Source organism: Blastococcus sp. SYSU DS0617, assembly GCF_054051075.1.
Genome location: NZ_JBJHAO010000025.1, coordinates 1 through 24339, shown reverse-complemented (window position 1 = coordinate 24339; position 24339 = coordinate 1). Strand labels below are relative to the sequence as shown.

General features: G+C 73.2%; 25 protein-coding genes. 2 read left to right on the top strand and 23 right to left on the bottom strand.

The features are described from left to right. Positions 1 to 58 precede the first annotated feature (58 nt). Positions 59 to 367, top strand: coding sequence for a hypothetical protein (locus ACI793_RS18850; RefSeq protein ID WP_456607912.1), 309 nt, complete (start codon positions 59 to 61; stop codon positions 365 to 367). Between the two features lies 1 nt (position 368). Here ACI793_RS18850 and murA read toward each other — a convergent pair whose 3' ends face one another. After that, positions 369 to 1649 carry a UDP-N-acetylglucosamine 1-carboxyvinyltransferase gene (murA, locus tag ACI793_RS18845; RefSeq protein ID WP_456607911.1) on the bottom strand — a complete coding sequence of 427 codons (1281 nt, stop codon included), beginning with the start codon at positions 1647 to 1649 and terminating at the stop codon, positions 369 to 371. 116 nt (positions 1650 to 1765) lie between these two features. On the opposite strand from murA, the gene ACI793_RS18840 reads away from it, so the two are divergent. Next, positions 1766 to 2398, top strand: coding sequence for a cob(I)yrinic acid a,c-diamide adenosyltransferase (locus tag ACI793_RS18840; RefSeq protein ID WP_456607910.1), 633 nt, complete (start codon positions 1766 to 1768; stop codon positions 2396 to 2398). A gap of 19 nt (positions 2399 to 2417) precedes the next feature. On the opposite strand, the gene ACI793_RS18835 is transcribed toward ACI793_RS18840, so the two are convergent. The 22 genes from ACI793_RS18835 to ACI793_RS18730 all read right to left on the bottom strand — a co-directional run bounded on the left by ACI793_RS18835 (position 2418) and on the right by ACI793_RS18730 (position 24244). After that, positions 2418 to 2819, bottom strand: coding sequence for a DUF2550 domain-containing protein (locus ACI793_RS18835; RefSeq protein ID WP_456607909.1), 402 nt, complete (start codon positions 2817 to 2819; stop codon positions 2418 to 2420). A 36-nt stretch (positions 2820 to 2855) separates the two neighbouring features. Continuing rightward, on the bottom strand, positions 2856 to 3245 hold the full coding sequence (locus tag ACI793_RS18830; RefSeq protein WP_456607908.1) for a F0F1 ATP synthase subunit epsilon: 390 nt from the start codon (positions 3243 to 3245) through the stop codon (positions 2856 to 2858). A gap of 74 nt (positions 3246 to 3319) precedes the next feature. Next, complete coding sequence (locus ACI793_RS18825) at positions 3320 to 3514, bottom strand: hypothetical protein (RefSeq protein WP_456607907.1); 195 nt, start codon at positions 3512 to 3514, stop codon at positions 3320 to 3322. A 175-nt stretch (positions 3515 to 3689) separates the two neighbouring features. Then, the gene (gene atpD, locus ACI793_RS18820) at positions 3690 to 5135 is read right to left on the bottom strand and encodes a F0F1 ATP synthase subunit beta (protein ID WP_456607906.1); all 1446 of its coding nucleotides are present in this window, start codon (positions 5133 to 5135) and stop codon (positions 3690 to 3692) included. Between the two features lie 46 nt (positions 5136 to 5181). Beyond that, a complete protein-coding gene (locus ACI793_RS18815) occupies positions 5182 to 6156 on the bottom strand; it encodes a F0F1 ATP synthase subunit gamma (protein WP_456607905.1) in 975 nt (324 codons plus the stop codon). Between the two features lie 3 nt (positions 6157 to 6159). Next, positions 6160 to 7797 carry a F0F1 ATP synthase subunit alpha gene (gene atpA, locus ACI793_RS18810; RefSeq protein ID WP_456607904.1) on the bottom strand — a complete coding sequence of 546 codons (1638 nt, stop codon included), beginning with the start codon at positions 7795 to 7797 and terminating at the stop codon, positions 6160 to 6162. 53 nt (positions 7798 to 7850) lie between these two features. Further along, positions 7851 to 8726 carry a F0F1 ATP synthase subunit delta gene (locus ACI793_RS18805; protein WP_456607903.1) on the bottom strand — a complete coding sequence of 292 codons (876 nt, stop codon included), beginning with the start codon at positions 8724 to 8726 and terminating at the stop codon, positions 7851 to 7853. Continuing rightward, positions 8726 to 9298 carry a F0F1 ATP synthase subunit B gene (locus ACI793_RS18800; protein WP_456607902.1) on the bottom strand — a complete coding sequence of 191 codons (573 nt, stop codon included), beginning with the start codon at positions 9296 to 9298 and terminating at the stop codon, positions 8726 to 8728. Before ACI793_RS18800 ends, ACI793_RS18805 begins: the two co-directional genes overlap by 1 nt. Before the next feature lie 52 nt (positions 9299 to 9350). Next, on the bottom strand, positions 9351 to 9581 hold the full coding sequence (atpE, locus tag ACI793_RS18795; protein ID WP_014377627.1) for an ATP synthase F0 subunit C: 231 nt from the start codon (positions 9579 to 9581) through the stop codon (positions 9351 to 9353). 122 nt (positions 9582 to 9703) lie between these two features. Next, positions 9704 to 10531: a F0F1 ATP synthase subunit A gene (gene atpB, locus ACI793_RS18790; protein WP_456607901.1), complete on the bottom strand. Its 828-nt coding sequence runs from the start codon at positions 10529 to 10531 to the stop codon at positions 9704 to 9706. Between the two features lie 334 nt (positions 10532 to 10865). Continuing rightward, positions 10866 to 11369, bottom strand: coding sequence for a hypothetical protein (locus tag ACI793_RS18785; protein ID WP_456607900.1), 504 nt, complete (start codon positions 11367 to 11369; stop codon positions 10866 to 10868). Further along, on the bottom strand, positions 11366 to 12625 hold the full coding sequence (locus tag ACI793_RS18780) for a glycosyltransferase family 4 protein (protein WP_456607899.1): 1260 nt from the start codon (positions 12623 to 12625) through the stop codon (positions 11366 to 11368). Before ACI793_RS18780 ends, ACI793_RS18785 begins: the two co-directional genes overlap by 4 nt. Positions 12626 to 12894: 269 nt before the next feature. Further along, positions 12895 to 13536 carry an L-threonylcarbamoyladenylate synthase gene (locus ACI793_RS18775; RefSeq protein WP_456607898.1) on the bottom strand — a complete coding sequence of 214 codons (642 nt, stop codon included), beginning with the start codon at positions 13534 to 13536 and terminating at the stop codon, positions 12895 to 12897. Between the two features lie 49 nt (positions 13537 to 13585). Continuing rightward, positions 13586 to 15100, bottom strand: a complete 1515-nt coding sequence (locus ACI793_RS18770) for a protein kinase domain-containing protein (protein ID WP_456607897.1) — start codon at positions 15098 to 15100, stop codon at positions 13586 to 13588. An 11-nt stretch (positions 15101 to 15111) separates the two neighbouring features. Continuing rightward, positions 15112 to 15966, bottom strand: a complete 855-nt coding sequence (gene prmC, locus ACI793_RS18765; RefSeq protein WP_456607896.1) for a peptide chain release factor N(5)-glutamine methyltransferase — start codon at positions 15964 to 15966, stop codon at positions 15112 to 15114. A 16-nt stretch (positions 15967 to 15982) separates the two neighbouring features. Beyond that, the gene (gene prfA, locus ACI793_RS18760; RefSeq protein ID WP_456607895.1) at positions 15983 to 17053 is read right to left on the bottom strand and encodes a peptide chain release factor 1; all 1071 of its coding nucleotides are present in this window, start codon (positions 17051 to 17053) and stop codon (positions 15983 to 15985) included. 84 nt (positions 17054 to 17137) lie between these two features. Beyond that, positions 17138 to 17374 carry a 50S ribosomal protein L31 gene (rpmE, locus tag ACI793_RS18755; RefSeq protein WP_456607894.1) on the bottom strand — a complete coding sequence of 79 codons (237 nt, stop codon included), beginning with the start codon at positions 17372 to 17374 and terminating at the stop codon, positions 17138 to 17140. 135 nt (positions 17375 to 17509) lie between these two features. Continuing rightward, a complete protein-coding gene (gene rho, locus ACI793_RS18750) occupies positions 17510 to 19729 on the bottom strand; it encodes a transcription termination factor Rho (RefSeq protein ID WP_456607893.1) in 2220 nt (739 codons plus the stop codon). 237 nt (positions 19730 to 19966) lie between these two features. Further along, positions 19967 to 20920, bottom strand: a complete 954-nt coding sequence (gene thrB, locus ACI793_RS18745; RefSeq protein WP_456607892.1) for a homoserine kinase — start codon at positions 20918 to 20920, stop codon at positions 19967 to 19969. Next, positions 20917 to 21993: a threonine synthase gene (gene thrC / locus ACI793_RS18740; RefSeq protein WP_456607891.1), complete on the bottom strand. Its 1077-nt coding sequence runs from the start codon at positions 21991 to 21993 to the stop codon at positions 20917 to 20919. The genes thrB and thrC overlap by 4 nt, the downstream gene beginning before the upstream one ends. Then, the gene (locus ACI793_RS18735) at positions 21990 to 23282 is read right to left on the bottom strand and encodes a homoserine dehydrogenase (RefSeq protein ID WP_456607890.1); all 1293 of its coding nucleotides are present in this window, start codon (positions 23280 to 23282) and stop codon (positions 21990 to 21992) included. Before ACI793_RS18735 ends, thrC begins: the two co-directional genes overlap by 4 nt. Continuing rightward, entirely contained in the window at positions 23279 to 24244 is a 966-nt protein-coding gene (locus ACI793_RS18730; RefSeq protein ID WP_456607889.1) for a diaminopimelate decarboxylase family protein, read from the bottom strand. The genes ACI793_RS18735 and ACI793_RS18730 overlap by 4 nt, the downstream gene beginning before the upstream one ends. Positions 24245 to 24339: the final 95 nt, after the last annotated feature.

The following is a 24339-nucleotide window of genomic DNA, read 5'->3' as shown; positions in this document are numbered from 1 at the left end:
CCCGGGCAACGATGACCGGTGGCACACTCGTTCGGGTCGTACCGGAAGGGGGCCGCCGGTGTCCGGAGGACTGGGACCGATCGTCGTGGCCGTGCTCGTCGTGGCCGGGCTGGCGCTGGTGACCCGGTGGGCGTTCGGCTCGGGGTACGGCCGCTCGGCGCCGTCCGCCGTCCCCACGGAGACCGGGTTGCTCGTCCTGGTCGCCACCGTCTCGGCGCCGCAGACCGCCCGCGCGCTGCGCGCGGTCCTCTCCGACGCCGGGATCCGCTCCACCCAGCGCTCGCCCGCGCCGCACCGCACCGACGTGCTGGTCTTCCCGGACGACGCGGCCCGCGCCCGGAGCCTGGCGGCGTCCTTCTCGGGGTGAGTCAGCCGGGCCGCTGCGTCCGCTCGACCTCCGCGCCCAGACCGCGCAGCTGCTCGACGAAGTCGGGGTACCCGCGGTCGACGTGGTGCACCTCCTGGACCTCGGTGACGCCGTCGGAGAGCAGGCCGGCCAGGACCAGCCCGGCCCCGGCCCGGATGTCGGTGGCCACGACCGGCGCGCTGGAGAGCCGCTCCCGGCCGCGGACGACGGCGTGGTGGCCGTCGATGCGCACGTCGGCACCGAGACGCACCAGCTCGTTGACGAACATGAACCGGCCCTCGAACACGTTCTCGGTGATCAGGGCGGTGCCGGTCGACACGGCGGCCAGCGCCACCGCCATGGGCTGCAGGTCGGTCGGGAATCCCGGGAAGGGCAGCGTGACGACGTCGACCGCGCGCGGCCGGTCGGCCATCGCCACGCGCAGCCCGTCGGGCAGTTCTTCGATCGTCGCTCCGGCGTCGGCGAGCTTGTCCAGGGCCACGCGCAGGTGACCGGCGACGGCCCGCTCGATGACCACGTCACCCCGGGTCATGACGGCTCCGATCGCCCACGTGCCGGCGACGATCCGGTCGGGCACGGTGGTGAAGGTGACCGGCGAGAGCCCCTCGACGCCCTCGACGGTCAGCGTCGAGGTGCCCGCTCCGTCGATCCGCGCCCCCATCGCGGTGAGCATCGCGCAGAGGTCGACGATCTCCGGCTCCCGGGCCGCGTTGTCGATGACCGTCGTCCCCTCGGCGAGCACCGCGGCCATGACCAGGTTCTCGGTGGCGCCGACGGAGGGGAAGTCCAGCCAGATCGAGGTGCCGGTCAGCCGCGGCGCGGTGGCGACGAGGAAGCCGTGCTCGCTGATGACGGTCGCGCCCAGCCGCTCCAGGCCGGCGATGTGCATGTCCAGCCCGCGAGAGCCGATGGCGTCACCGCCGGGCAGGGCGACCCGGGCGCTGCCGCACCGCGCGACCAGCGGGCCCAGCACGCTGATCGAGGCGCGCATGCGGCGCACCAGGTCGTAGTCGGTCTCCGTCGAGGGCTGCTCGGGCACGTCGACGACGACCCGGCCGCCGCCTCCGCTGCCGGGCCTGGGGGTGTAGGTCACCCCGCACCCGAGGCGGCGCAGCACCTCGCTCATGATCGAGACGTCGAGGATGTCGGGGACCTCGTCGATCGCGGTGCGCCCCGGCGCCAGCAACGCGGCGGCCATGAGCTTCAGCGCGCTGTTCTTCGCCCCGGTGACCCGCACCCGGCCGGACAGGGCCGCTCCTCCGGACACCTCGAAGCACTCCACCCGACCACCCTACGGCGGCAGCCGGGGACTCTCCGTCTCGTGGCCCCGCCGCAGGGTCCCGCCGCGAGCGTGCGAGCGGTGGGGGGACGGCAGGGTCCTTCTCCTACGCTGACGGCATGACCGTCCGGCTCACGCGCATCTACACGAAGACCGGCGACGCCGGTCAGACCCACCTGGGCGACATGAGCCGGGTGTCGAAGACCGACCCGCGACTGGTGGCCTACGCCGACGTGGACGAGACCAACAGCGTGCTCGGGACGGCGCTGGCCCTGGGCGCCCCCGAGCCGGCGCTCGCCGACCTGCTCCGGAGCATCCAGAACGACCTGTTCGACGTCGGTGCCGATCTGTGCACGCCGGTCACGCCCGACCCGGAGTACCCGCCGCTGCGCATCACGGCCGCCTACACCGAGCGGCTGGAGGCGGCCTGCGACGAGTACAACGAGACGCTGCCCAAGCTGAACAGCTTCATCCTGCCCGGCGGCACCCCGCTGGCCGCCCTCCTGCACCAGGCCCGTGTCGTGGCCCGGCGGGCGGAGCGCAGCGTGTGGACGCTGCTCGAGGCGGACGAGGCCGGCGGCCACGCCGGGCGGTCCAACCCGGAGACGGCCCGCTACCTGAACCGGCTGTCGGACCTGCTGTTCATCCTGTCCCGGGTGGCCAACCCCGGCGGCGACATCCTGTGGGAGCCAGGGGCGCACAGCGGCGCCCACACCCAGCGCGCCGCGGGGAAGGGGTCCGCCGCCGAGTAGCGACGGCGCGGGCCCCTGGTCAGTGCCGGGGCGGGGCGGACTCGACCCAGGAGAGGAAGCCGGTCACCGTCGATCGGTCCATGGCCAGGTCACGGCGCCCGTCGGCGGTCGAGCAGGAGAGGACGACGACGTCCTCGGGCAGGGCGAGATCCTCCCGGCCGGGCCGGCGCTGCGACTCGACCGAGAACTGCGACCGGCACAACCGGTGCTGCGGCCGCACGGACAGCGACAGGGCGCGGTACCAGAGCAGGGCGTCCCCGCCGTACCAGGCGACGCCCACGGACCAGCGCGACGACGTGGGCGTGCGCAGCCACATGGTGACCGCCCCGAGCCCGGACAGCAGGAAGCGGCGACGGAGCAGGAAGGCGACGGCGACCACGACGAGCAGCAGGCCGAGGAGGACCAGCAGGACCGTGGTCACGGGAGGAGCAGGTTCGGACGGAGAGCGCCGGCCGCCTCAGACGGTCTCGCCGGCCGCGCGGAGCCGGGACTGCGCCCGCCGGGCGGCGTCGACCGCGTCCGGGTCGTCACCGGCGGACTCCGCCCGGCGCAGCGCCTCGCGGGCGCGCTCGACGTCGATCTCCGAGGAGATCTCGGCGGTCTCCGCGAGGATCGACACGCCCTGCTCGCTCACCGACAGGAATCCGCCGTGCGCGGCGACGGTGAGGTCCTCGCCGGTGTCGGTGCGGATCGTGACGACACCGCCGGGAGCCAGCTGGCCCAGCAGCGGCGCGTGACCGGGCAGCACACCCAGTTCACCCTCGGTCGTGCGCGCGATGACCATCGTGGCCTCACCGGACCAGATCTTGCGCTCTACGGCCACCAACTCGACCTGCAGGGTCGCCACGACACTCCTCGGGATCCACGGACGGGGGCCCCACCATAACGCCGGCGGGCGAGCGGGCTGTGCCGGACCCCCACTCAGGCGGCGCGGCGGTACAGCAGCGTGAAGCGCCCCACCCGCACCCAGGGGTGGCGGACGGTGGAGGCCGGCGCCCACTCGTCGATGCGGTAGCGGGCCAGGTCGACCGGCTCCTCGGGCGCGTAGGGAGCCCACGTCCAGGCTGCATCGTGCCCGCGGCCCGCGGGGTCCTGCGCTGCGCTGGTCGGTTCCACGTCGAGCCTCTGCGACGGCGCCCGCCACTCGGGCGCTCCACCGCTGATCGTCGGCAGGCAGGCCCGGGAACTGGAGGCCCGGCCCGCGAGAAACACCCGCACGGGTGACCCGACGCCGACGGCCGGGCCTCCCGTCAGGGAGACCCGGCCGTCGCGTCGCGCGGGTGCTGCGGGCCTAGGCCTTCTTGAGCTTGGCCGCGTTGCGCTCGAGGTCCTCGAGGCCACCGCACATGAAGAACGCCTGCTCGGGGACGTTGTCGTAGGTGCCCTCGGTGAGCGCCTTGAACGACTCGAGGGTCTCCGACAGCGGCACGAACGAGCCCGGCTGACCGGTGAACGCCTCGGCCACGAACATGTTCTGCGAGAGGAAGCGCTCGATGCGCCGGGCCCGGTTCACCGTGACCTTGTCCTCTTCACCGAGCTCGTCGATGCCGAGGATCGCGATGATGTCCTGCAGCTCCTGGTAGCGCTGCAGGATCTGCTTCACGCGCTGGGCGATCTGGTAGTGCTCCTCGCCGACGTACTGCGGGTCGAGGATCCGGCTGGTGGAGTCCAGCGGGTCCACGGCCGGGTAGATGCCCTTCTCCGAGATGGGCCGCGACAGGTTCGTCGTGGCGTCCAGGTGGGCGAAGGTGGTGTGCGGCGCGGGGTCGGTGATGTCGTCCGCGGGCACGTAGATCGCCTGCATCGAGGTGATCGAGCGACCCCGGGTCGAGGTGATCCGCTCCTGCAGCTGGCCCATCTCGTCGGCCAGCGTCGGCTGGTAGCCCACGGCCGAGGGCATGCGGCCCAGCAGCGTGGAGACCTCGGAGCCGGCCTGGGTGAACCGGAAGATGTTGTCGATGAAGAGCAGCACGTCCTGGTTCTGCTCGTCGCGGAAGTACTCCGCCATCGTCAGCGCGGACAGCGCGACGCGCAGCCGGGTGCCCGGCGGCTCGTCCATCTGGCCGAAGACCAGCGCGGTGGACTCGATGACCCCGGACTCGGTCATCTCCGTGATGAGGTCGTTGCCCTCACGGGTGCGCTCGCCGACGCCGGCGAACACCGAGACGCCACCGAACTCCTGCGCGACACGACGGATCATCTCCTGGATGAGGACCGTCTTGCCCACGCCGGCGCCGCCGAACAGGCCGATCTTCCCGCCGGCCACGTAGGGGGTCAGCAGGTCGATGACCTTGATGCCGGTCTCCAGCATCTCGGTGCGGCCCTCGAGCTGGTCGAAGCGCGGCGGGTTGCGGTGGATGCCCCAGTGCAGCGCGTCGGCACCGTGTCCGGGCGTGTCCAGGCACTCCCCGAGGGTGTTCCACACGTGGCCCTTGGTGACGTCACCGACGGGGACGGAGATCGGCTTCCCCGTGTCGGCGACGTCGGCCCCGCGGACCAGACCGTCGGTCGGCGCCATCGAGATGGTGCGGACGACGTTCTCGCCCAGGTGCTGCGCGACCTCGAGGGTGAGGGTCTTGCTGAGGTCGGCGAGCGTGACGTCGACCTTCAGCGCGTTGAAGAGGTCGGGCATCGCGTCGCGGGGGAACTCGACGTCGACGACCGGCCCGGTGACCCGCACGACGCGGCCGGTGGCCTGCGTCTGCGTGGTGGACGGACGGTCCTCGGTGACGGTCATCTGTAGTGCTCTCCTGCCCTGGGGCTCGGGGGTTCGTTCGGTGGATTCAGTCGTTGGCGCCGGACGAGACCAGCGCGTCGGCGCCGCCGACGATCTCGCTGATCTCCTGGGTGATCTCTGCCTGGCGGATCTGGTTGGCCTGGCGCGAGAGGTTCTTCGCCAGCTCCTCCGCATTGTCCGAGGCGGACTTCATCGCCCGCCGCCGAGACGCCGACTCGGAGGCCGCGGCCTCCAGCATCGCCGCGTAGATGCGGGTGGTGACGTACTTCGGCAGCAGGGCGTCCAGCAGCCCCTCGGCCGACGGCTCGAACTCGTAGGAGGTGGGGACGCCCGAGTCCGACGCGGTGCCGCTCTCGCGGGCCTCGCGCTCGTAGTCGAACTCGTCGACCTCCTCGACCTCCAGCGGCGCCATGCGCTTGGCGACGGGCACCTGGCTGAGCAGCGAGCGGAACTCGGTGTAGACGATGTGCAGTTCGTCCACCCCCAGCAGCCCGTCGTCACCGGCACCGCCCTGCTCGTCGTCGTCCTCACCCGCGGTGAAGACGTCGATCAGGGCGCGCCCGACCTCCTGGGCGTCGGCGTAACCGGGCTGCTCGGAGAAGCCGGTGAAGGTCTGCTCCATCTCGCGGTCGCGGAAGCGGTAGTACGTCTCCCCCTTGCGGCCGACCACGTAGAGCACCGGGTCCTTGCCCTCCTGGCGCAGCAGGGCGAGCAGCTCCTCGGTGCGCCGGAGCACGTTGACGTTGTACGAGCCGGCGAACCCACGGTCGGAGGTGATGACCAGGACGGCCGCGCGCCGCGGGTTCTCCCGCTCGGTGAGCAGCGGGTGGTCCAGCGACGCCGACGACGCCAGCGCCGACAGCACGCGCGTGATCTCCCGGGCGTAGGGCTTGGAGGCCTCCACCCGGGCCTGGGCGCGCACGATGCGGGCACCGGCGATCAGCTCCTGGGCCGAGAAGATCTTCTTCGTCGACCGCGTGGAGCGGATGCGGCGCCGCAGCGCGCGGAGGTTACCGGCCATCGGTCAGCTGCCCCGCTTGACCTGGACGCGCTCCTGACCCCGCTCCGAGGCGTCCATGGCCTCGGCCTCGGGCTCGTTGCCCAGGAGCGACTCGCCGTCGGAGGTCGTGAACTGCCCGTAGAAGGACTCGACGGCCCGCTCCAGAGCGGCCACGGTGTCGTCCTCGAGCTTCTTCGAGGAGCGGATCGTGTCGAGGATGCCGTTGTCGCCCCGCGCGATGTAGTCGAGGAACTCGCCCTCGAAGCGGCGCACGTCGGAGACAGGGACCCGGTCGAGGTGGCCGGTGGTGCCCAGCCACAGCGAGACGACCTGCCGCTCCACCGAGAACGGGGAGTACTGGCCCTGCTTGAGCAGCTCGACGAGCCGCTGCCCGCGGTCCAGCGTGGCCCGGCTGGAGGCGTCCAGGTCCGAGGAGAACGAGGAGAACGCCTCGAGCTCGCGGAACTGGGCCAGGTCCAGGCGCAGCCGGCCGGCGACGGACTTCATCGCCTTGATCTGGGCCGAGCCGCCGACGCGGGACACCGAGATGCCGACGTTGATGGCCGGGCGGACACCGGAGTTGAACAGACCGGTCTCGAGGAAGATCTGCCCGTCGGTGATGGAGATGACGTTGGTCGGGATGTAGGCCGACACGTCGTTGCCCTTGGTCTCGATGAGCGGCAGACCCGTCATCGAACCGGCACCCAGGTCGTCGGAGAGCTTCGCGCAGCGCTCCAGCAGGCGGGAGTGCAAGTAGAAGACGTCGCCCGGGTAGGCCTCGCGGCCCGGCGGACGGCGCAGCAGCAGCGACACCGCGCGGTAGGCCTCGGCCTGCTTGGTCAGGTCGTCGAAGACGATCAGGACGTGCTTGCCCTCGTACATCCAGTGCTGCCCGATGGCCGAGCCGGTGTAGGGGGCGATGTACTTGAAGCCCGCGGCCTCCGACGCCGGGGCGGCGACGATGGTCGTGTACTCCATCGCGCCGGCCTCCTCGAGGGCCGAGCGGATCGAGGCGATCGTCGAGCCCTTCTGGCCGACGGCGACGTAGATGCAGCGCACCTGCTGGGCCGGGTCACCGGTGGCCCAGGCCTGCTTCTGGTTGATGATCGCATCGATGGCGATGGCGGTCTTGCCGGTCTGGCGGTCACCGATGATCAGCTGGCGCTGGCCACGGCCGACCGGCGTCATGGCGTCGATGGCCTTGATGCCGGTCTGCAGCGGCTCGTGCACCGACTGGCGCTGCACCACGGTGGGCGCCTGCAGCTCCAGGGCGCGGCGCCCCGTGGTGGCCAGCGGCCCGCCGCCGTCGATCGGGTTGCCCAGCGGGTCGACCACGCGGCCGAGGTAGCCGTCGCCGACCGCGACGGAGAGCACCTCGCCGGTGCGGCGGACCTGCTGACCCTCCTCGATCCCGGCGAAGTCGCCCAGGACGACCACACCGATCTCGCGGACGTCGAGGTTCAGGGCCAGGCCGCGGACGCCGCTCTCGAACTCGAGCAGCTCGTTGGTCATGACCGAGGGCAGGCCCTCGACCCGGGCGATGCCGTCACCCGCCTCGGTGACCGTGCCGACCTCCTCGCGGGAGACGTCGGGCCGGTACTCGGTGACGTAGTTCTGGATGGCACTGCGGATCTCGTCCGCGGAGATCGTCAGCTCGGCCATGGCTCTGGTCCTCTTCCCTGCAGGGTTCGTGTCGTTGTCGTGGGAGCGGGCGGTCAGCCGGCCAGCCGCCGTCGGGCGGATTCCAGCCGGTGGGCGATGCTGCCGTCGATGACCTCGTCGCCGACCTGGATGACCAGGCCCCCCAGCACGTCGGGGTCGACGGTCACCTGGAGTCCGACGGCCCGTCCGTAGAGCCGGCCCAGCACCTCCGTGAGGCGCTGCTCCTGGGACGGGGTGAGCGGGACCGCGGTCGTCACACGGGCCACGGACTGTCCGCGGCGGCGGCTGGCCACCTCGGACAGGCGCTCGATCGCGTTCTCGGCGCTGCCGACGTGCGCGCCGGTCAGCACGTTGCGCAGCAGCTGCTCGGTCACCGGGCTGACCCGGCCGGACAGCAGCCGGTCGAGCAGAGCCGAGCGGCCCTCCACCGACGCCTTGCGGTCGCTGAGGATGCGGGCAAGCTCGCGGTCGCCGGCGACGATCCGGCCGAACCGGAACAGCTCGTCCTCCACGCCGTCGAGCTCCCCGCGGGCGTCCGCGGCGTCCAGGGACGCCTCGGTGGCCACGGTGACGGTGGCGTCGACCAGGTCGATCGGGTGCGACCACCGCTGCCGGGCGATCGTCTCCACGAGGTCCAGCGCGGTCGAGGACAGCTGCGAGGCGAACAGGCGCTGCACCAGCTGGGCCCGCTCCTCCGGCTTACCCGCGGGGTCGGCCATCGCCCTGCGCAGCGACAGCTGCGCGGTGAGCACGCGCGACACCGCGAACAGCTCGTCGGCCAGCGAGAGCAGCTCCGGCCCGGTGGCGGCGCGGGCGGGCTGGCCGGTGATCCGGTCCTTGGCCCGCTCGAGCACGCCGGAGGCAGGACGCGTCAGCTGCTCCAGGCGCTCGCGCACCTGGATCATCGCCGCCCGGCTGGATGCCTCCATCAGCGGTTGCTCTCGCCCGCGACGACGGCGCCACCCCGGCCGTCACCCGACGCGGCCATGCCGTCCAGCTCCGCGAGGAAGCGGTCGACGGTGCCGCTGCGGCGGGCGTCGTCGGCCAGCGACTCGCCGACCACGCGACCGGCGAGGTCGACGGCCAGCGTGCCGATCTGACCGCGCAGCTCGTGCACGATCTGCTGCCGCTGGGCGGTCAGCTGCTCCTCGCCACGGGCGACGATGCGGGCCGACTCCGCCTGCGCCTGGGTACGCAGCTCCTCGAGGATCTGCTGCCCTTCGGCGCGCGCGGCGTCACGGATCTGCGCCGCCTCGTTCCGCGCCTCGGCGAGCTGCGCGCGGTACTGCTCCAGCGCAGCCTTCGCTTCGGCCTGCATGGCCTCGGCGCGCTCGATGCCGCCCTCGATCGCCGCGCGACGAGCCTGGAAGACCTGCTCGAAGCGGGGCGCGACGAACTTGATCATCACGAACAGCACGATCGCGAAGGCGATCAGACCGATGATGATCTCGCCGACGGGCGGGACCAGGACGCTCGGTTCTTCAGCGGCCAGGATGCTCATGCTCTCAACGTCCCTGTCTGGAATCGGTGACCGTACGCGGGAGGCGTACGGATCAGGTGCCGTAGACGAGGGGGGCGACGAAGCCGATCAGGGCCAGCGCCTCGGCGAGCGCGAAGCCCAGGAAGGCGTAGGTACGGGTGAGGCCGGCCGACTCCGGCTGGCGGGCGGTGGCCTGGATGTAGGCGGCCCACACCAGACCGACACCGATGCCCGGGCCGATCGTGGCGATGCCGTAGCCGACCGAACCGATGCTGCCTTCGAGCTCTGCGAGAACCTCGATCATTGCGGGGTGTTCCTCCTGTGTCGTCGCCCGGCGGTCACCGGGCGGCTGGCGGGGTCGTGCGGTGGTGCGGTGTGGTGCGGTGGTGCAGTGCGTGGGGCGGCCGAGCGGCCACCGGGGTCAGCTCAGTGCGCGGCCTCGACCGAACCGTTGAGGTACGTGCCCATCAGCATGGTGAAGACGTAGGCCTGCAGGAAGATGACCAGCAGCTCGAAGAACGTCATCACGATCGCCATGAGCGCCGAGATCGGGCCGAAGACGGCCGAGAAGTTGCCCACCTGCAGCAGGTAGACCGCGCCCAGGGAGAACGTCACCAGCAGCATGTGGCCGGCGAACATGTTGGCGAAGAGTCGGATCGCCAGGGTGAACGGCCGGACGACGAAGTTCTGCAGCAGCTCCAGCGGCGTGATCAGGATGTACATCGGCTTGGGGACGCCGGGCAGGAACATGATGTCGCGGAAGTACGGCCACGCACCCTGGTTCCTGATGCCGACCGCGATGTAGACGACCCAGCAGATGAGCGCGAGGACCAGCGGGAAGGCGAACTTCGACATCGGCGAGATCTGGGCGAACGGGATGATCGCCATCAGGTTGTTCGCCAGGATGAAGAAGAAGAGCGCGGCCAGGAAGGGCGCGAACGGGATGCCCTTCGGGCCGACGACGTCGCGGGCGATGCCGTCGCGGACGAACGAGTAGCCCGACTCACCGAGGAACTGCATCTTGCCCGGCACGATCTGCGGGCTGCGCACGGTGGCGATCAGGAAGGCGACCACCGCTGCGGTCGCGATCCAGAGCAGCAGCGTGATGCGGGTGATCTCGAACTCGATGCCGAGCACCGAGGGGCTCCAGAGCACCTCGGGGAAGAACTCCCCGATGCCGGGGGGCGTGAACCCGCCGCCGGGGTCGCTCTCCACGGCGAGGACGTCGCCGAGCGCGTGGGCGCTGGAGGTCACCGTTGTCCTTTCTGCGTCCTGGACCGGCTACCTCGCCCGCCCGGGGTGTGGCTGCTCCGCGATCCGGGGAGTGGATCGGCGGCTCCGTACTTGACGACGACCACGTAGATGGCTACCGCCATGCCGAGGATGATGCCGATCGGGGCGAACAGGCGAACGTCCAACCACCGGTCGAGCAGCCACCCGGCCCCACCCCACACGGCCATCCCGGAGAGGAGCGTCCCGGTGACCGACCATCCCATGTCGGCCCCACTGGGCTGACGGGCTGGACTCGCAGGGCGTGGTCGAGCGCCTCCGTCTCCGGAGGTGTCCTCGGCCATCGGATCGGACACTATCAGCCGGCCTTTCCGGTGCTGCCCGGCTCCCGGGCAACCACCTGGTCGGACGACCCCGACGGGGGCACGGGCGGGGGCACGTAGAAGATCTGACGGGTCCACACCCAGCGGAGCTGGATGCCGCTCCAGAGCAGTGCGCCGACGACGACGGCCCACGCCACGGTGCGCCGGTCGAGCCACCCGTCGGCGGGCAGCGCGTCCAGGACGGCGAACAGGACGATGGCCTTGACGAAGAAGGCGAGCAGCGCCGCCGGCAGGGTCAGGGTGTCCCCGATGCGTCCCGCGAAGGCGACCGCCAGGCCCGACACCGCGAAGAACGCCGTCACGATGACGGCGGACAGCCCGATCGCGGCAGCGTGCTCCCAGCCGGCGACCAGGCCCGCGACCAGCGCGGCGACCGCGGCGACGGCCAGGGTGAGCAACGTCCCGACGCGGAGGAACGACACGTCCCAGGGCGCTGAGCTGCGTGCGGGTACCGGGCGGGCGGTGCTGCCGGTGCTCATCGGACGACCTCCGGGGCGTCGGTCTTGCGGGCGCTGCGGGCGGCGGCCCGGCCGGCGCGCGTCTCGCTGCCGCGGGCCCGCACCGCCCGGGCGGTCGGGTGGTCGGCCCGGCTGCGCTGGCGTTGTGCCGCGAGTTCGGCCGCCCGCGCCTCGCGGGCGGCGCGGCGGGCCCGCGGGCTGAGGACGACGACGAGCCCCACGACCAGGAGCACCGCGATGGCGACCAGCAGCTCCGCGGTTCCGCCGGTGATGGACAGGGCGACCGCACCGAAGGACAGCAGCGCGGCCCAGAAGTACATGACCAGCACGGCCCGCCGGTGCGAGTGACCGATCGACAGCAGCCGGTGGTGCAGGTGCATCTTGTCCGGGGCGAACGGTGAACGGCCCTGCCGGGTGCGGCGCACGACCGCCATCACCAGGTCGATGAAGGGGATGAAGAGCACCGCCACCGGCACGAGCAGGGGCAGCGTGAGCGGCAGCAGGGTGGCCGCGGAGTCGAACGACTGCGGGTCCACTCCCCCGGTCGCCGTGACCGCCGCGGCCGAGAGCATCAGCCCGACCATCATCGAGCCGGAGTCGCCCATGAAGATGCGCGCCGGGCTGAAGTTGTGCGGCAGGAACCCCAGGCAAGCGCCGGCCAGCACGGCGGTGATCAGCGCCGGCGCGCTCGCCACGTCGTCGTACCCGACCAGGCCCAGGTGGTAGCTGTAGGCGAAGAAGGCCAGCGCCGCGATCGCCGAGACGCCCGCCGCCAGGCCGTCCAGGCCGTCGATGAAGTTCAGCGCGTTGACGACCAGCACGGTCAGCAGGATGGTCAGCGGCAGGCCGACGTCGGGCCCGAGCGAGATCGTGCCGATGTCGGCCACCGGCAGGAACAGGATCGACAGCTGGACGCCCAGCAGGCCCATCAGGCCCGCGGCGGCGATCTGGCCCGTGAGTTTCGTCAGGGCGTCCAGACCCCACTTGTCGTCCAGCACGCCCAGAGCGCAGATCAGGCCGCCGCCCACCAGGACCGCGTAGGTCTGGGTGTCGTCGAAGGTGCGCTGCAGCGCCGGCAGCCGGCTGGCCACCAGCACCGCCGTGACCACGCCCAGGTACATGGCCACGCCGCCCCCGCGGGGCGTGGGGATGGAGTGCACGTCGCGTTCCCGCGGCGCGGCCATCATCCGGAAGCGGACGGCGAGCTTCCGCACCACCGGCGTGGTCAGGAAGGTGACCAGCGCGGCGGTGAGCATGACGACGGCGTACTCGCGCATCGGCTCAGCCGGCGGGGATCGGCTCGGGACGGGTCCGAGGAGCAGGCCTGCTCATCCAGCCGCCCTCCCGGACGTCGTCGTGCCGCGACGCCTCTGGGCGCCGCGGCGGTCGTCCCACGGTAGCGCTAGAACATGGCGACGCTCCGCGTCGCACCGCGACCACGTGCCGTGCCCCTCCTGCGACGAGCCCTGCCGTCGCGCCCCGTCGGGGGTCCTCCGGCCCCCGCGACGGAGCACGACCCCCACAGGACGGCTCCCCCCGGCACTCGTCAATCAGTCAGGTCGGCGACGGCGTCCCGGAGCCGGTCGACCGGGATCGCGCCGACCCGCAGGACCCGTGGCGCGGGGCCCGTGCAGTCGACGATGGTGCTGGGCGCGGACTCGGCGCGGGGCCCGCCGTCGAGGATCACCGCGGCGTGCTCGCCCAGCTGGGCCGCCGCCTCCTGCGCGCTGGTGGCGGCCGGGCGTCCCGAGCGGTTGGCGCTCGACACCGCCAGCGGGCCGGTGCGCCGGAGCAGGTCACGGGTCAGCTCGTCGTCGGGCAGCCGGACGGCGACCGTCCCCTCGGCGTCGCCCAGGTCCCAGGCCAGCGACGGCGCGTGCTCCACGACCAGGGTCAGCCCGCCGGGCCAGAACGCCTGGGCGAGCGCGGTGGCCGCGGGCGGGGTCTGCAGGACCAGCCCGGCCAGGGTGGAGGCCTCGCCGATCAGCACCGGCACCGGCATCGCGCGGCCGCGGTTCTTGGCGGTGAGCAGCGCGGTGACCGCATCCGGGCTGAACGCGTCGGCGGCCACGCCGTAGACGGTGTCCGTGGGCAGCAGGACCAGCTCGCCCCGGCCGATGGCGGCCGCGGCGGCATCGAGACCGGCCGCGCGCACGTCGGGGTCGGAGCAGTCGTAGAGATCGGCCACGGGGAGGAAGTCTGTCACCGGCCCGCGGAACGCCGGGCGGCGCCCGGGCTCAGTCCTCGTCGCCGTCGTCGCCGTCCCCGTCGTCGTCGCGCTCGTCCTCGTTCCCGCGCTCGTCGCTGTCCTGGTTCCCGTTGCCCTGGTTGCCGCCGTTGCCGTTGCCGCCGTTGCCGTTGCCGCCGTTCCGGTTGCCGTTGCCCTGGTTGCCCTCGTTCCCGTTGCCGTTCCCCTGGTTCCCGTTGCCGCCCTCCACGGGTGCAGGAGCGGGGGCCGGGGCGGGGACCGGCTCGGGCGCCGGTACCGGAGGTACGGCGTAGCTGAGCCGGACGAGCGTGTCGGGCGGCAGGAGACCGGCGGGCTCCACGGCGGTGACCTGGCCGGCCGGCACCTGCGCCGTCTCGACGGCGACGAGCTCGACCCGGAGGCCGCGTCCGATCAGCCCGGCCTGCACCTCCTGGACCGGCCGGCCGATCAGCTCCTCGGCCACGACGTCCACGCCCGCGGGCGCGCTCGGGCCGGCCGTCCCCTCCGACTCCGGCCCCGCCGTGGACGAGGAGTCGTCGGGGCGAACGGCGGCGAGGAGACCCGCACCGGCGGCGACCAGCAGCAAGGCCAGCAGGATGGCGACCGGCCACCTCCGGCGGCGTGCGACGGGCACGACGGCGGTCGGCGCCGTTGCCCCTGCCGCGACGGCGGGCAGGACCGCCGTCGCCGGCAGTGCCGAGGCGTTCCGCCCGGCGAGGACGGCGTCGACCCCGTCGCGCAGCGCCGCCCCGTCCGGGAAGCGGACGGCAGGGTCCTTGGCCATGGCCCGCTCCACCAGCGCCCGCACCGCGGGCGGGACCGCCGCCGGCAGCGGGTCGGGCTGCTCGCGGATCTGCATGACCGCGATCTGGACCGCGCTCTCCCCCTCGAACGCCCGCCGACCGGTGAGGCACTCGTAGCCGACGGCACCGAGGGCGTAGACGTCGCTCGCGGGGCTCGCCGGCCGACCGGAGGCCTGCTCCGGGGACAGGTAGTGCGCGGTACCGAGCACCTGCCCCGTGGCGGTGATCGCGACGCTGGCGGCCGAGCGGGCGATGCCGAAGTCGGTGAGCTTCACCCGGCCGTCGCGACCGACCAGCAGGTTGGCCGGCTTGATGTCGCGGTGCACGACGCCCGCGGCGTGGGCGGCGCCGAGCCCGTCCGCGGCCTGCCGCAGCACGTCGAGGGTGCGCGACACGTCGAGGTGGCCCTCGCGGCGGAGCACGTCGGCCAGGGACTCGCCCTCGACCAGCTCCATCACCAGGTAGGCCACCGGCGGGGTGCCGGGCGACCCCGGCAGCTCGCCGTAGTCGAACACCGCGGCGATGTGCGGGTGGGTGAGCGTCGCGGCGTGCTGGGCCTCCGCCCGGAAGCGGGTGCGGAATGCCGGGTCGGCGGCGAACTGGTCGCGGAGCACCTTGACCGCGACAGGGCGGTCGAGGAGCGTGTCGCGGCCGCGCCAGACCTGGCCCATGCCGCCACCGGCGATCAGCGCCCCCAGGCGGTACCGGTTCGCGAGCAGTCCGGTCTGTGGTTCCGTCACCGGTCCTCCTGTCAGCCGCGGCGAGCCGTCGTGAACCTCGGCCGGCCGGCGAGGTCGGGGTGGTCGGCCACCTCGGTGAAGGCGCCGTGCGACCGGACGACCGCCGGCAACGCCGTCCCCTGCTGGTCGGCGTGCTCGATGCCCAGCCGGCCGCCCGGACGCAGCAGCCGGGCGGCGACGTCGAGCATGCCGCGCACGACGTCGAGGCCGTCCGGCCCGCCCCACAGCGCCAGGGGCGGGTCGTGGTCAGCCACCTCCCGCGGGACCCGGGCGCCGTCGGGCACGTAGGGCGGGTTGGACACGACCACGTCGACCCGCCCGTCGAGCTCGGGGAGCAGGCCCGCGTCGGTCATGTCACCGGCGACGACGCCCACCGGGGTGTCCCGCGCCCCGGCCCGCGTCAGCGCGTTGTGCCGCGTCCAGGCCAGCGCCCCGGGGTCGCGCTCGACCGCGGTCACCCGTGCGCCCGGGTGCTCGTGCGCCATCGACAGCGCGATGGCGCCCGACCCGCTGCCGAGGTCCACGACGATCGGCCCGTCCAGCCCGGCCAGCTGCTCCAGCGCCCACTCGACCAGCAGCTCGGTCTCCGGGCGCGGGACGAACACCCCAGGGCCGACCGCCAGCTCCAGCTGCCGGAACGGGGCCCGGCCCGTCAGGTGCTGCAGGGGTACCCGGTCGGCCCGCTGCTCCAGCAGGCCGGCGAACCGGGCGGCGTCCTCGTCGGCGACGTCGTCGAGCGTGAGCAGCCCGGCGCGCGGGCGGCCGACCACGTGCGCCAGCAGCAGCTCGGCGTCCACCCGGGGTGACTCGACGCCGGCCTCGGCGAGCCGCCGGGCCGCATCGGCCAGGAGCGTCCTGCAGTTCATCCCGACCGCCCCACCCCTAGGACCCGGCCGCCAGCAGCTCGGCGGTGTGCGCGCTGCTCAGCGCGTCGATCACCGCGTCGAGGTCGCCGTCGAGCACCTGGTCGAGGTTGTGCGACTTGTAGCCGACCCGGTGGTCGGAGATCCGGTTCTCCGGGAAGTTGTACGTGCGTACGCGCTCGCTGCGGTCGACGGTGCGGACCTGGCTGCGCCGCTGGTCACTGGCGGTCGCCGCGGCCTCGTCACGGGCGGCGGCGAGCAGCCGGGAGCGCAGCACGCGCAGCGCCGACTCCCGGTTCTGCAGCTGGCTCTTCTCGTTCTGCGAGCTCACGACGATCCCGCTGGGCAGGTGGGTGATGCGGACGGCGGAGTCGGTGGTGTTCACGCTCTGCCCGCCCGGCCCGGAGGAGCGGAAGACGTCGATGCGCAGGTCGTTCGGGTCGACGGTCACGTCGACCTCCTCGGCCTCCGGCAGCACCAGGACGCCGGCCGCCGAGGTGTGGATGCGGCCCTGGCTCTCGGTGGCCGGCACGCGCTGGACCCGGTGGACGCCGCCCTCGAACTTCAGCCGGGACCAGATGCCCTCGTCCGTGCGCGACTTGATCGCGACCGCCACGTCCTTGTAGCCACCCAGCTCGGCGTCCTGGGCGTCGAGCACCTCGGTGGACCAGCCGCGGCGCTCGGCGTACCGCAGGTACATCCGCAGCAGGTCGCCGGCGAACAGCGCCGACTCCGCGCCGCCCTCCCCTGCCTTGATCTCGAGGATGACGTCCTTGTCGTCGTCGGGGTCCTTGGGCAGCAGCTCCTCGTTCAGCCGGCCGGTGAGCTCCTCGATCCGGCGCTCGAGAGCGGTCGCCTCGGCGGCGAAGGAGGCGTCCTCGGCGGCGAGCTCCCGGGCGGTGCCGAGGTCTCCGCGGGCCTCGTCGAGGGCGCGGGCGGTCTCCACGAGCGGAGCCAGCCGGGCGTAGCGGCGGCTCAGCCGGCGGGCGCGGGCCTGGTCGCCGTGCACCGCCGGGTCGGCGAGCTCCTGCTCCAGCGACGCGTGCTCGGCGAGCAGGCCCGCCAGCCGGTCGGGTGCGGGGCTGCTCACGGGGTCACTCCTCGGTGCGGTCGGGTCCGGACATGACGACGGCGCCCGCCCCACCGAGAGGTGGGACGGGCGCCGTCGGACGTGCTACTTGTCGGCGGTCTCGGCGCCGGCCGCGACGCGCTTGCCGAACCGCTTCTCGAAGCGGGCCACGCGGCCACCGGTGTCGAGGATGCGCTGCTTGCCGGTGTAGAAGGGGTGGCAGGCGGAGCAGGTCTCGACGGTCAGCTGACCGGTCGGCGAGGTGCTGCGGGTGGTGAAGGTGTTGCCGCAGCCGCAGGTCACCGTGGTGACGTTGTAGGCCGGGTGGATGTCGGGCTTCATGGCTGCGCCTCTTCTACGAAGTCTGTGTCGTCCAGTGCTGTGAACGCCGGGGACCGGAGGGCTATTTCCGGCGAGCCGGCGGGGCTCGGTCGACCAGTCTCCCAGATCGGGAGACCGGCCGGCCGGGGCCCCCTGCTACTCCTGGCCGGGGCCCAGCGTCGTCTTCTGGATCTGCATGAGGAACTCGACGTTGTTGCGGGTCTTCTTCAACTTGTCGAGGAGCAGTTCCAGCGCCTGCTGGGGCTCCAGCGCGCCGAGGACCCGGCGCAGCTTGATCACGATGGCCAGCTCGTCGGGCGACATGAGGATCTCCTCCTTGCGCGTGCCCGACGCGTTGACGTCGACGGCCGGGAAGACCCGCTTGTCCGCCAGCCGGCGGTCCAGCTTGATCTCGGCGTTCCCGGTGCCCTTGAACTCCTCGAAGATGACCGTGTCCATCGTGGAGCCGGTCTCGACCAGCGCCGAGGCGATGATCGTGAGCGACCCGCCGTTCTCGATGTTGCGGGCAGCACCCAGGAAGCGCTTGGGCGGGTAGAGCGCCGTGGAGTCGACACCACCGGAGAGGATGCGCCCGCTGGCGGGGGCCGCCAGGTTGTAGGCGCGGCCCAGGCGGGTGATCGAGTCCAGCAGCACGACGACGTCGTGGCCCATCTCGACCAGGCGCTTGGCCCGCTCGATGGACAGCTCGGCGACCGTGGTGTGGTCCGACGGCGGCCGGTCGAAGGTCGAGGCGATGACCTCGCCCTTCACCGAGCGCTGCATGTCGGTGACCTCTTCGGGCCGCTCGTCGACGAGGACCACCATGAGGTGGCACTCGGGGTTGTTCGTCGTGATGGCGTTGGCCAGCGACTGCAGCACCATCGTCTTGCCGGCCTTGGGCGGCGAGACGATCAGCGCCCGCTGCCCCTTGCCGATCGGCATGACCAGGTCGATGACCCGCGTGGTGAGCAGATGCGGCTCGGTCTCCAGCCGCAGGCGGTCCTGCGGGTAGAGCGGCGTCAGCTTGGTGAACTCGGGGCGGTTCTTCGCCTGCTCCGGGTCCAGCCCGTTGACGGTGTCCAGCCGGACCAGCGCGTTGTACTTGTCCTTGCGCTCGCCCTCGCGGGGCTGGCGGACGGCGCCGGTGATCGCGTCACCGCGGCGCAGGCCGTAGCGGCGCACCTGCGACAGCGACACGTAGACGTCGTTCGGACCGGTGAGGTAGCCCGACGTGCGCACGAACGCGTAGTTGTCGAGCACGTCGAGGATGCCGGCGACGGGCAGCAGGACGTCGTCCTCGCTGATCGTCGGCTCGCCCTGGTCGAAGCGGTCGCGACCGCCCACGGCAGCGCCACGCTTGTTCCGGTCGCGGTAGCGACGTCCGCGGCGGCCGCGGCCACCCTCGAAGTCGTCGTCGTCCTCGTCGGTGGCGCTGGGACCGCGACCACCGTCGTTGCGGTTGTCGGTGCGGTTGCCCGGGCGGCCGTCGCGCTCGGTGCGGTCCCCACGGTCGGGGCCGCGGTTGCCGTCCCGGTTGCCGCGCTCGGGGCGGTCGCCCCGGTCGCTGCCGTCGCGGTTGCCCCGCTCGGGACGGTCGCCCCGCTCGGTGCGGTCGCCCCGCTCGGTGCGGTCGTTCCCGTCGCGGGTGGCGCGCTCGGGACGGTCACCGCGCTCGGCGCGGTCCCCGCCCTCGCGGCTGCCGCCGTCGCGGTTGTTCTCGCGGTCGCGGTTGTTCTCGCGGTCGCCGCGGTTGCGGTTCCGGTCGCGGTTGCGCTGCGGACGGTCGCCGTCGCGCTCGCCGTCGGACTGCTCGCCGTCCCGGGAACCGGTGTCGGCCGACGCGGTGTCGGCCGACGCGGTGTCGGCCGGCGCGGTGTCGACGTCGGCCGCGCGGGTCTCGCTGCCGGGACGGTCACCTTCGGCGGCCGGTGACGGCGCCGCCTCGGCGGTCGGGGACCCGGCGGGGCGGCTGGCGCCGCGACGGGCACGCGGGGGCCGGGCCTCGGCGTCGGTCGTGGTGAGGGGACCGCCGTTGGCGCCGCCGCTGACGGGCGCCTCGAGGGGCGCGGCCGTGGCGGCCACGCCGCGCGCACGGTCGGCGCCGTCGTCCTGGCCCTCGCTGCGCGGCGCCGGGGCGGCGGACTCACCGCCGACCTGGCGGGCGGAGATGGCGGCGACGAGGTCGCCCTTGCGCATGCGTCCCGTGCCGGAGATGCCCAGCTCGGCGGCCAGGCGCTGCAGCTCGGGCAGCAGCATCCCGGACAGGCCGGTGCCGCGGCGCCGGGCGCGGCCCGCCGTCTCAGGAGCGGCGGGTGCCTCGCTCGTGTCGGCGGCGTCGGGCGCGCCGGTCATGGCGAGGTCGGTGCTTTCGCTCACGTACAGGTCCTTCCCTGCGGTGACCTGCGCGTTCCAGCGCAGGGGGTGCACCGCTCCCTGTGGACCCGGGCATGAAGCGGGGGCACGAGAAGGAGCGGGTCGAAATGTGGGGCGGATCAGCGGCGGAATCGTCGGCTTCGGCCCCACGCGAGGCTCGCCCGAGTGGGCGGCTACGCCGTGAGCCTAGACGCCGGCTCACGGACAGGACAACACCGGTCGTTTCCAGCGTGTTCCTCGTTATCGAGACGATACCTGGCTCATCGGGCGGTCGACGTGCGCCCCGGCGGGATCGACGTCCAGCGGCAGGACCGTCCACCCCTCGGGCACGAGTTCCGCGATGGCCCGCACGTCCTGGTCACCGGGACGCCCGTCCGCGGTGACCACGCTGCGACGGCCGAGCACCAGCACCGACGGCCCGGCGCCGGAGACGACGGCGGCGTGCCCCGCCGCCCGCAGCCGGTCGACCAGGTCCAGCGACGCGGGCATCGCCGCGGTGCGCTGCCGCTGGTGCAGCCGGTCCTCGGTGGCCTCGAGCAGCAGGCCGCCCGAGGTCAGCGCGTGCACGAGCAGCGCGGACCGCCCCGCGTTGAAGGCGGCGTCGGCGTGCGGCACGAGGTCCGGGAGCAGCCCGCGGGCCACCTCCGTCGAGAGCGTCGCGTCCGGGACCAGGACCACCGGGAGCACGCTCTCGTGCACCGGCAGGCTGTCGGCGCCGACCCCGCGCTCCCCCGTCCAGGACAGCGTCAGGCCGCCGAGCAGGCAGGCCGCGACGTTGTCGGGGTGCCCCTCCAGCTCGGTGGTCAGCCGCAGCACGGCGTTCCCGTCGACGGTGCCGACGTCCGGGCACAGCGCCCAGGCGGCCAGCACCCCGGCCACCACCGCGGCGGCCGAGGAGCCCATGCCCCTCCCCTGCGGGATGGCGTTGCGCGCCGACACGTGCAGGCCGGACGGCGTCCAGCCGAGCTCGGCGCAGGCCGCCCGGAAGGCGCGCACCACCAGGTGCGACTCGTCCGTGGGCAGTTCACCGGCGCCCACGCCGACGATGTCCACGGCGAGGCCGTCGGGGCGGACGGAGAACTCGAGCAGGTCGTGCTGCGCCAGGGCCAGACCGGCGCAGTCGAACGCCGGACCGAGGTTGGCGCTGGTCGCCGGGACGCGCACCGAGACCCGATCGGGGTCCAGGACGCTCACAGGCCGAGCTGCGCTGCGGCCGCCGCCGCATCGACCGGGATGGTGATGGGCGCCGGCGCCCCGGAGATGGCCCACTCGGGGTCCTTGAGGCCGTTGCCCGTGACCGTGCAGACGATCCGCTGACCGGGCTCGAGCTCACCGGCGGCGTGCACCTGGAGCAGCCCGGCCACCGACGCCGCGGACGCGGGCTCGACGAAGACGGCTTCCGTGCGGGCCAGCAGCCGGTAGGCCGAGAGGATGGCGCGGTCGGTGACGGCGTCGATCCGCCCGCCGGACTCGTCGCGGGCGGCCAGCGCCTTGGTCCAGGACGCCGGGTTGCCGATCCGGATCGCGGTCGCGATCGTGCTCGGGTTCTCCACCACGGCACCGTTGACGATCGGGGCGGCGCCGGCGGCCTGGAATCCCCACATCCTCGGCGTGGAGGTGGCCGTGCCGTCGGCCGCGTACTCGCGGTAGCCCTGCCAGTAGGCGGTGATGTTGCCGGCGTTGCCGACCGGCAGGCAGTGGATGTCCGGGGCGTCCCCGAGCACGTCGACGATCTCGAACGACGCCGTCTTCTGACCCTCGATGCGGTACTGGTTGACGCTGTTGACCAGGCTCACCGGGTAGTCGATGGCGAGCTTGCTGGCCAGTGCGAGGCAGTCGTCGAAGTTGCCCTCGACCTGCAGCAGCTGGGCGCCGTGCACCAGCGCCTGCGCCAGCTTGCCCATGGCGATCTTGCCCTGGGGCACGAGCACGGCGCAGGTGATGCCGGCGCGGGCGGCGTAGGCGGCGGCACTGGCGCTGGTGTTGCCGGTGGAGGCGCAGATGACCGCCTTCGCACCCTCCTCGACGGCCTTGGTGATGGCCATCGTCATGCCGCGGTCCTTGAACGAGCCCGTCGGGTTCGCGCCCTCGACCTTGAGGTAGACCTCGCAGCCGGTGCGGCTGCTCAGCTCCCGGGCGTGCACCAGCGGGGTGGCGCCCTCGTGCAGGGTGACGACGGGCGTGGTGTCGCTGACGGGCAGCCGCGACCGGTAGGCCTCGATCAGCCCCGGCCAGCCCGGGGACACCTGTGCCTTCGAGACGCTCATGACAGACCCTCCACGCGCAGGACGCTGGTGACGCCACGGACCGCGGGCATGTCCCGCAGCGCGGCGATGGTGGCGGACAGCGCCGCGTCGGGCGCGCTGTGCGTGACGATGACCAGCGTGGCGGCGTCGCCGCGGCCGGTCTGGCGGACGGTGGAGATGCTCACGTCCTGCCGTGCGAACTCCTGCGCGACGGCCGCCAGCACACCGGGCTTGTCCGCCACGTCGAGGCTGACGTGGTACCGGGTGGGGGTCTCGGCCATGGGGCGGACGGCGAGGTCGGCGTAGCCGGTCGGCCCCTGACCCGAGGCGCCGGCCACCCGATTGCGGGCCACCGCCACGAGGTCGCCGAGGACGGCGCTCGCGGTGGGCTCCCCGCCGGCGCCCTGGCCGTAGAACATCAGCTGCCCGGCGGCCTCGGCCTCGACGAAGACGGCGTTGAACGCGCCGCCGACCGATGCCAGCGGGTGGGTCGTGGGGATCATCGCCGGGTGCACGCGGACGGCCACGGAGTCTCCGTCACCGTTGGGCACCCGCTCGCAGATCGCCAGGAGCTTCACCGTGCAGCCGATCTCGGCGGCGCGGGCGACGTCGGTGGCCGAGACGGCGGAGATGCCCTCGCGGTGCACGTCGGCCGACGACACCGGCGTGTGGAAGGCCAGCGAGGCCAGGATGGCCGCCTTCGCCGCGGCGTCGAAGCCGTCGACATCGGCGGTCGGGTCGGCCTCGGCGTACCCGAGCTCGGTGGCCTCGGCGAGCGCCTCGGTGAAGCCGGCGCCGGTCTCGGCCATGCGGGAGAGGATGTAGTTCGTGGTCCCGTTGACGATGCCGACGACCCGGCGCAGCTGGTCGCCCGCGAGCGACTCGCGCAGCGGCCGCAGCAGCGGGATCGCACCGGCGACGGCGGCCTCGTAGTAGAGGTCGACGCCCGCCTTGGCGGCGGCCGCGTGCAGCCCGGGTCCGTCCTCGGCCAGCAGCGCCTTGTTCGCGCTGACGACCGACTTGCCCGCCTCGAACGCGGCGTACATGAGGCTGCGAGCCGGCTCGATGCCCCCGATGACCTCGACGACGAGGTCGACGTCGTCGCGGCGCACGAGTGCGTCGGCGTCGGTGGTCAGCAGGTGCTGGGGCACGTCGGGGTGGTGCGCGGGACGGCGGACGGCGATGCCGGCGACCTCGATCGGCCGGCCGATGCGGGCGGTGAGGTCACCGGCCTGGTCGCCGATGAGCCGCAGGACGGCACTGCCCACCGTGCCGCAGCCGAGCAGCGCGACGCGCAGCGGCGCGCTCACGAGCGGGCTCCGGCGGCGTGCTCGGGGGCCGGCTGGGACGGTGCGACGGACGGCGCGGGCACGTCGGCGAGGACGGCGTCGAGGGCGAACACGTCCGACAGTGTCTGACGCCGCACGATCTCGGTGGCCACGGCATCCCGGACGGCGACCACCGGCGGCTTGAGCAGGTAGTTGTAGTTGCTCGCCATCGACCAGCAGTAGGCACCGGTGGCGGCGACGGCGAGCAGGTCGCCCGGGGCGACGTCGGAGGGCAGCCAGAGGTCGCGCACCAGGATGTCGCCGCTCTCGCAGTGCTTGCCCACGACGCGGCACAGGGCCGGCGGAGCGTCCGAGGTGCGGTTGGCCAGCACGCAGGTGTAGCTCGCGTCGTAGAGCGCGGTGCGGATGTTGTCGCTCATCCCGCCGTCGACCGACACGTAGTTGCGCACGTTGACTCCCCCACCCGCCCCGGTCCCGGGGGCGCCGCCCGACCCGAGCCGGACGGGCTTGATGGTGCCGATCTCGTACAGGGTGACCGTGCCGGGACCGGCGATCGCCCGGCCCGGCTCGACGGCCAGCCGCGGCACCGGAAGCCCGAGGGCCGCGCACTCCGCGGCGACGACGGTGCGCAGCTTGGCGGCGACGTCCCCGGGGCTGACCGGGTCGTCCTCGGGGAGGTAGGCGATGCCGAAGCCGCCACCGAGGTTCAGCTCCCCCAGCAGCTCCCCGGTGGCCTGGTGGATCTGACCGAGCAGGCCGACCACCCGGTGCGCGGCCGCCTCGAAGCCGGCGGTGTCGAAGATCTGCGAGCCGATGTGGCTGTGCAGGCCGGCCAGCCGCAGCGCCGGCTCGCGGATGACGCGCACCGCCGCCGTGAGGGCGTCGCCGGTCGCGAGCGAGAACCCGAACTTCTGGTCCTCGTGCGCCGTGGCGATGAACTCGTGGGTGTGCGCCTCGATGCCGACGGTGGCGCGGATGAGCACCGGTACGGGGGGGGGGCGGGGGGGGGGCCGGGGGGCGGGGGGGGGGGGGGGGGGGGGGGGGTGGGGGCGGGTGCGGTGGTCGTCGCGGCCGTGCG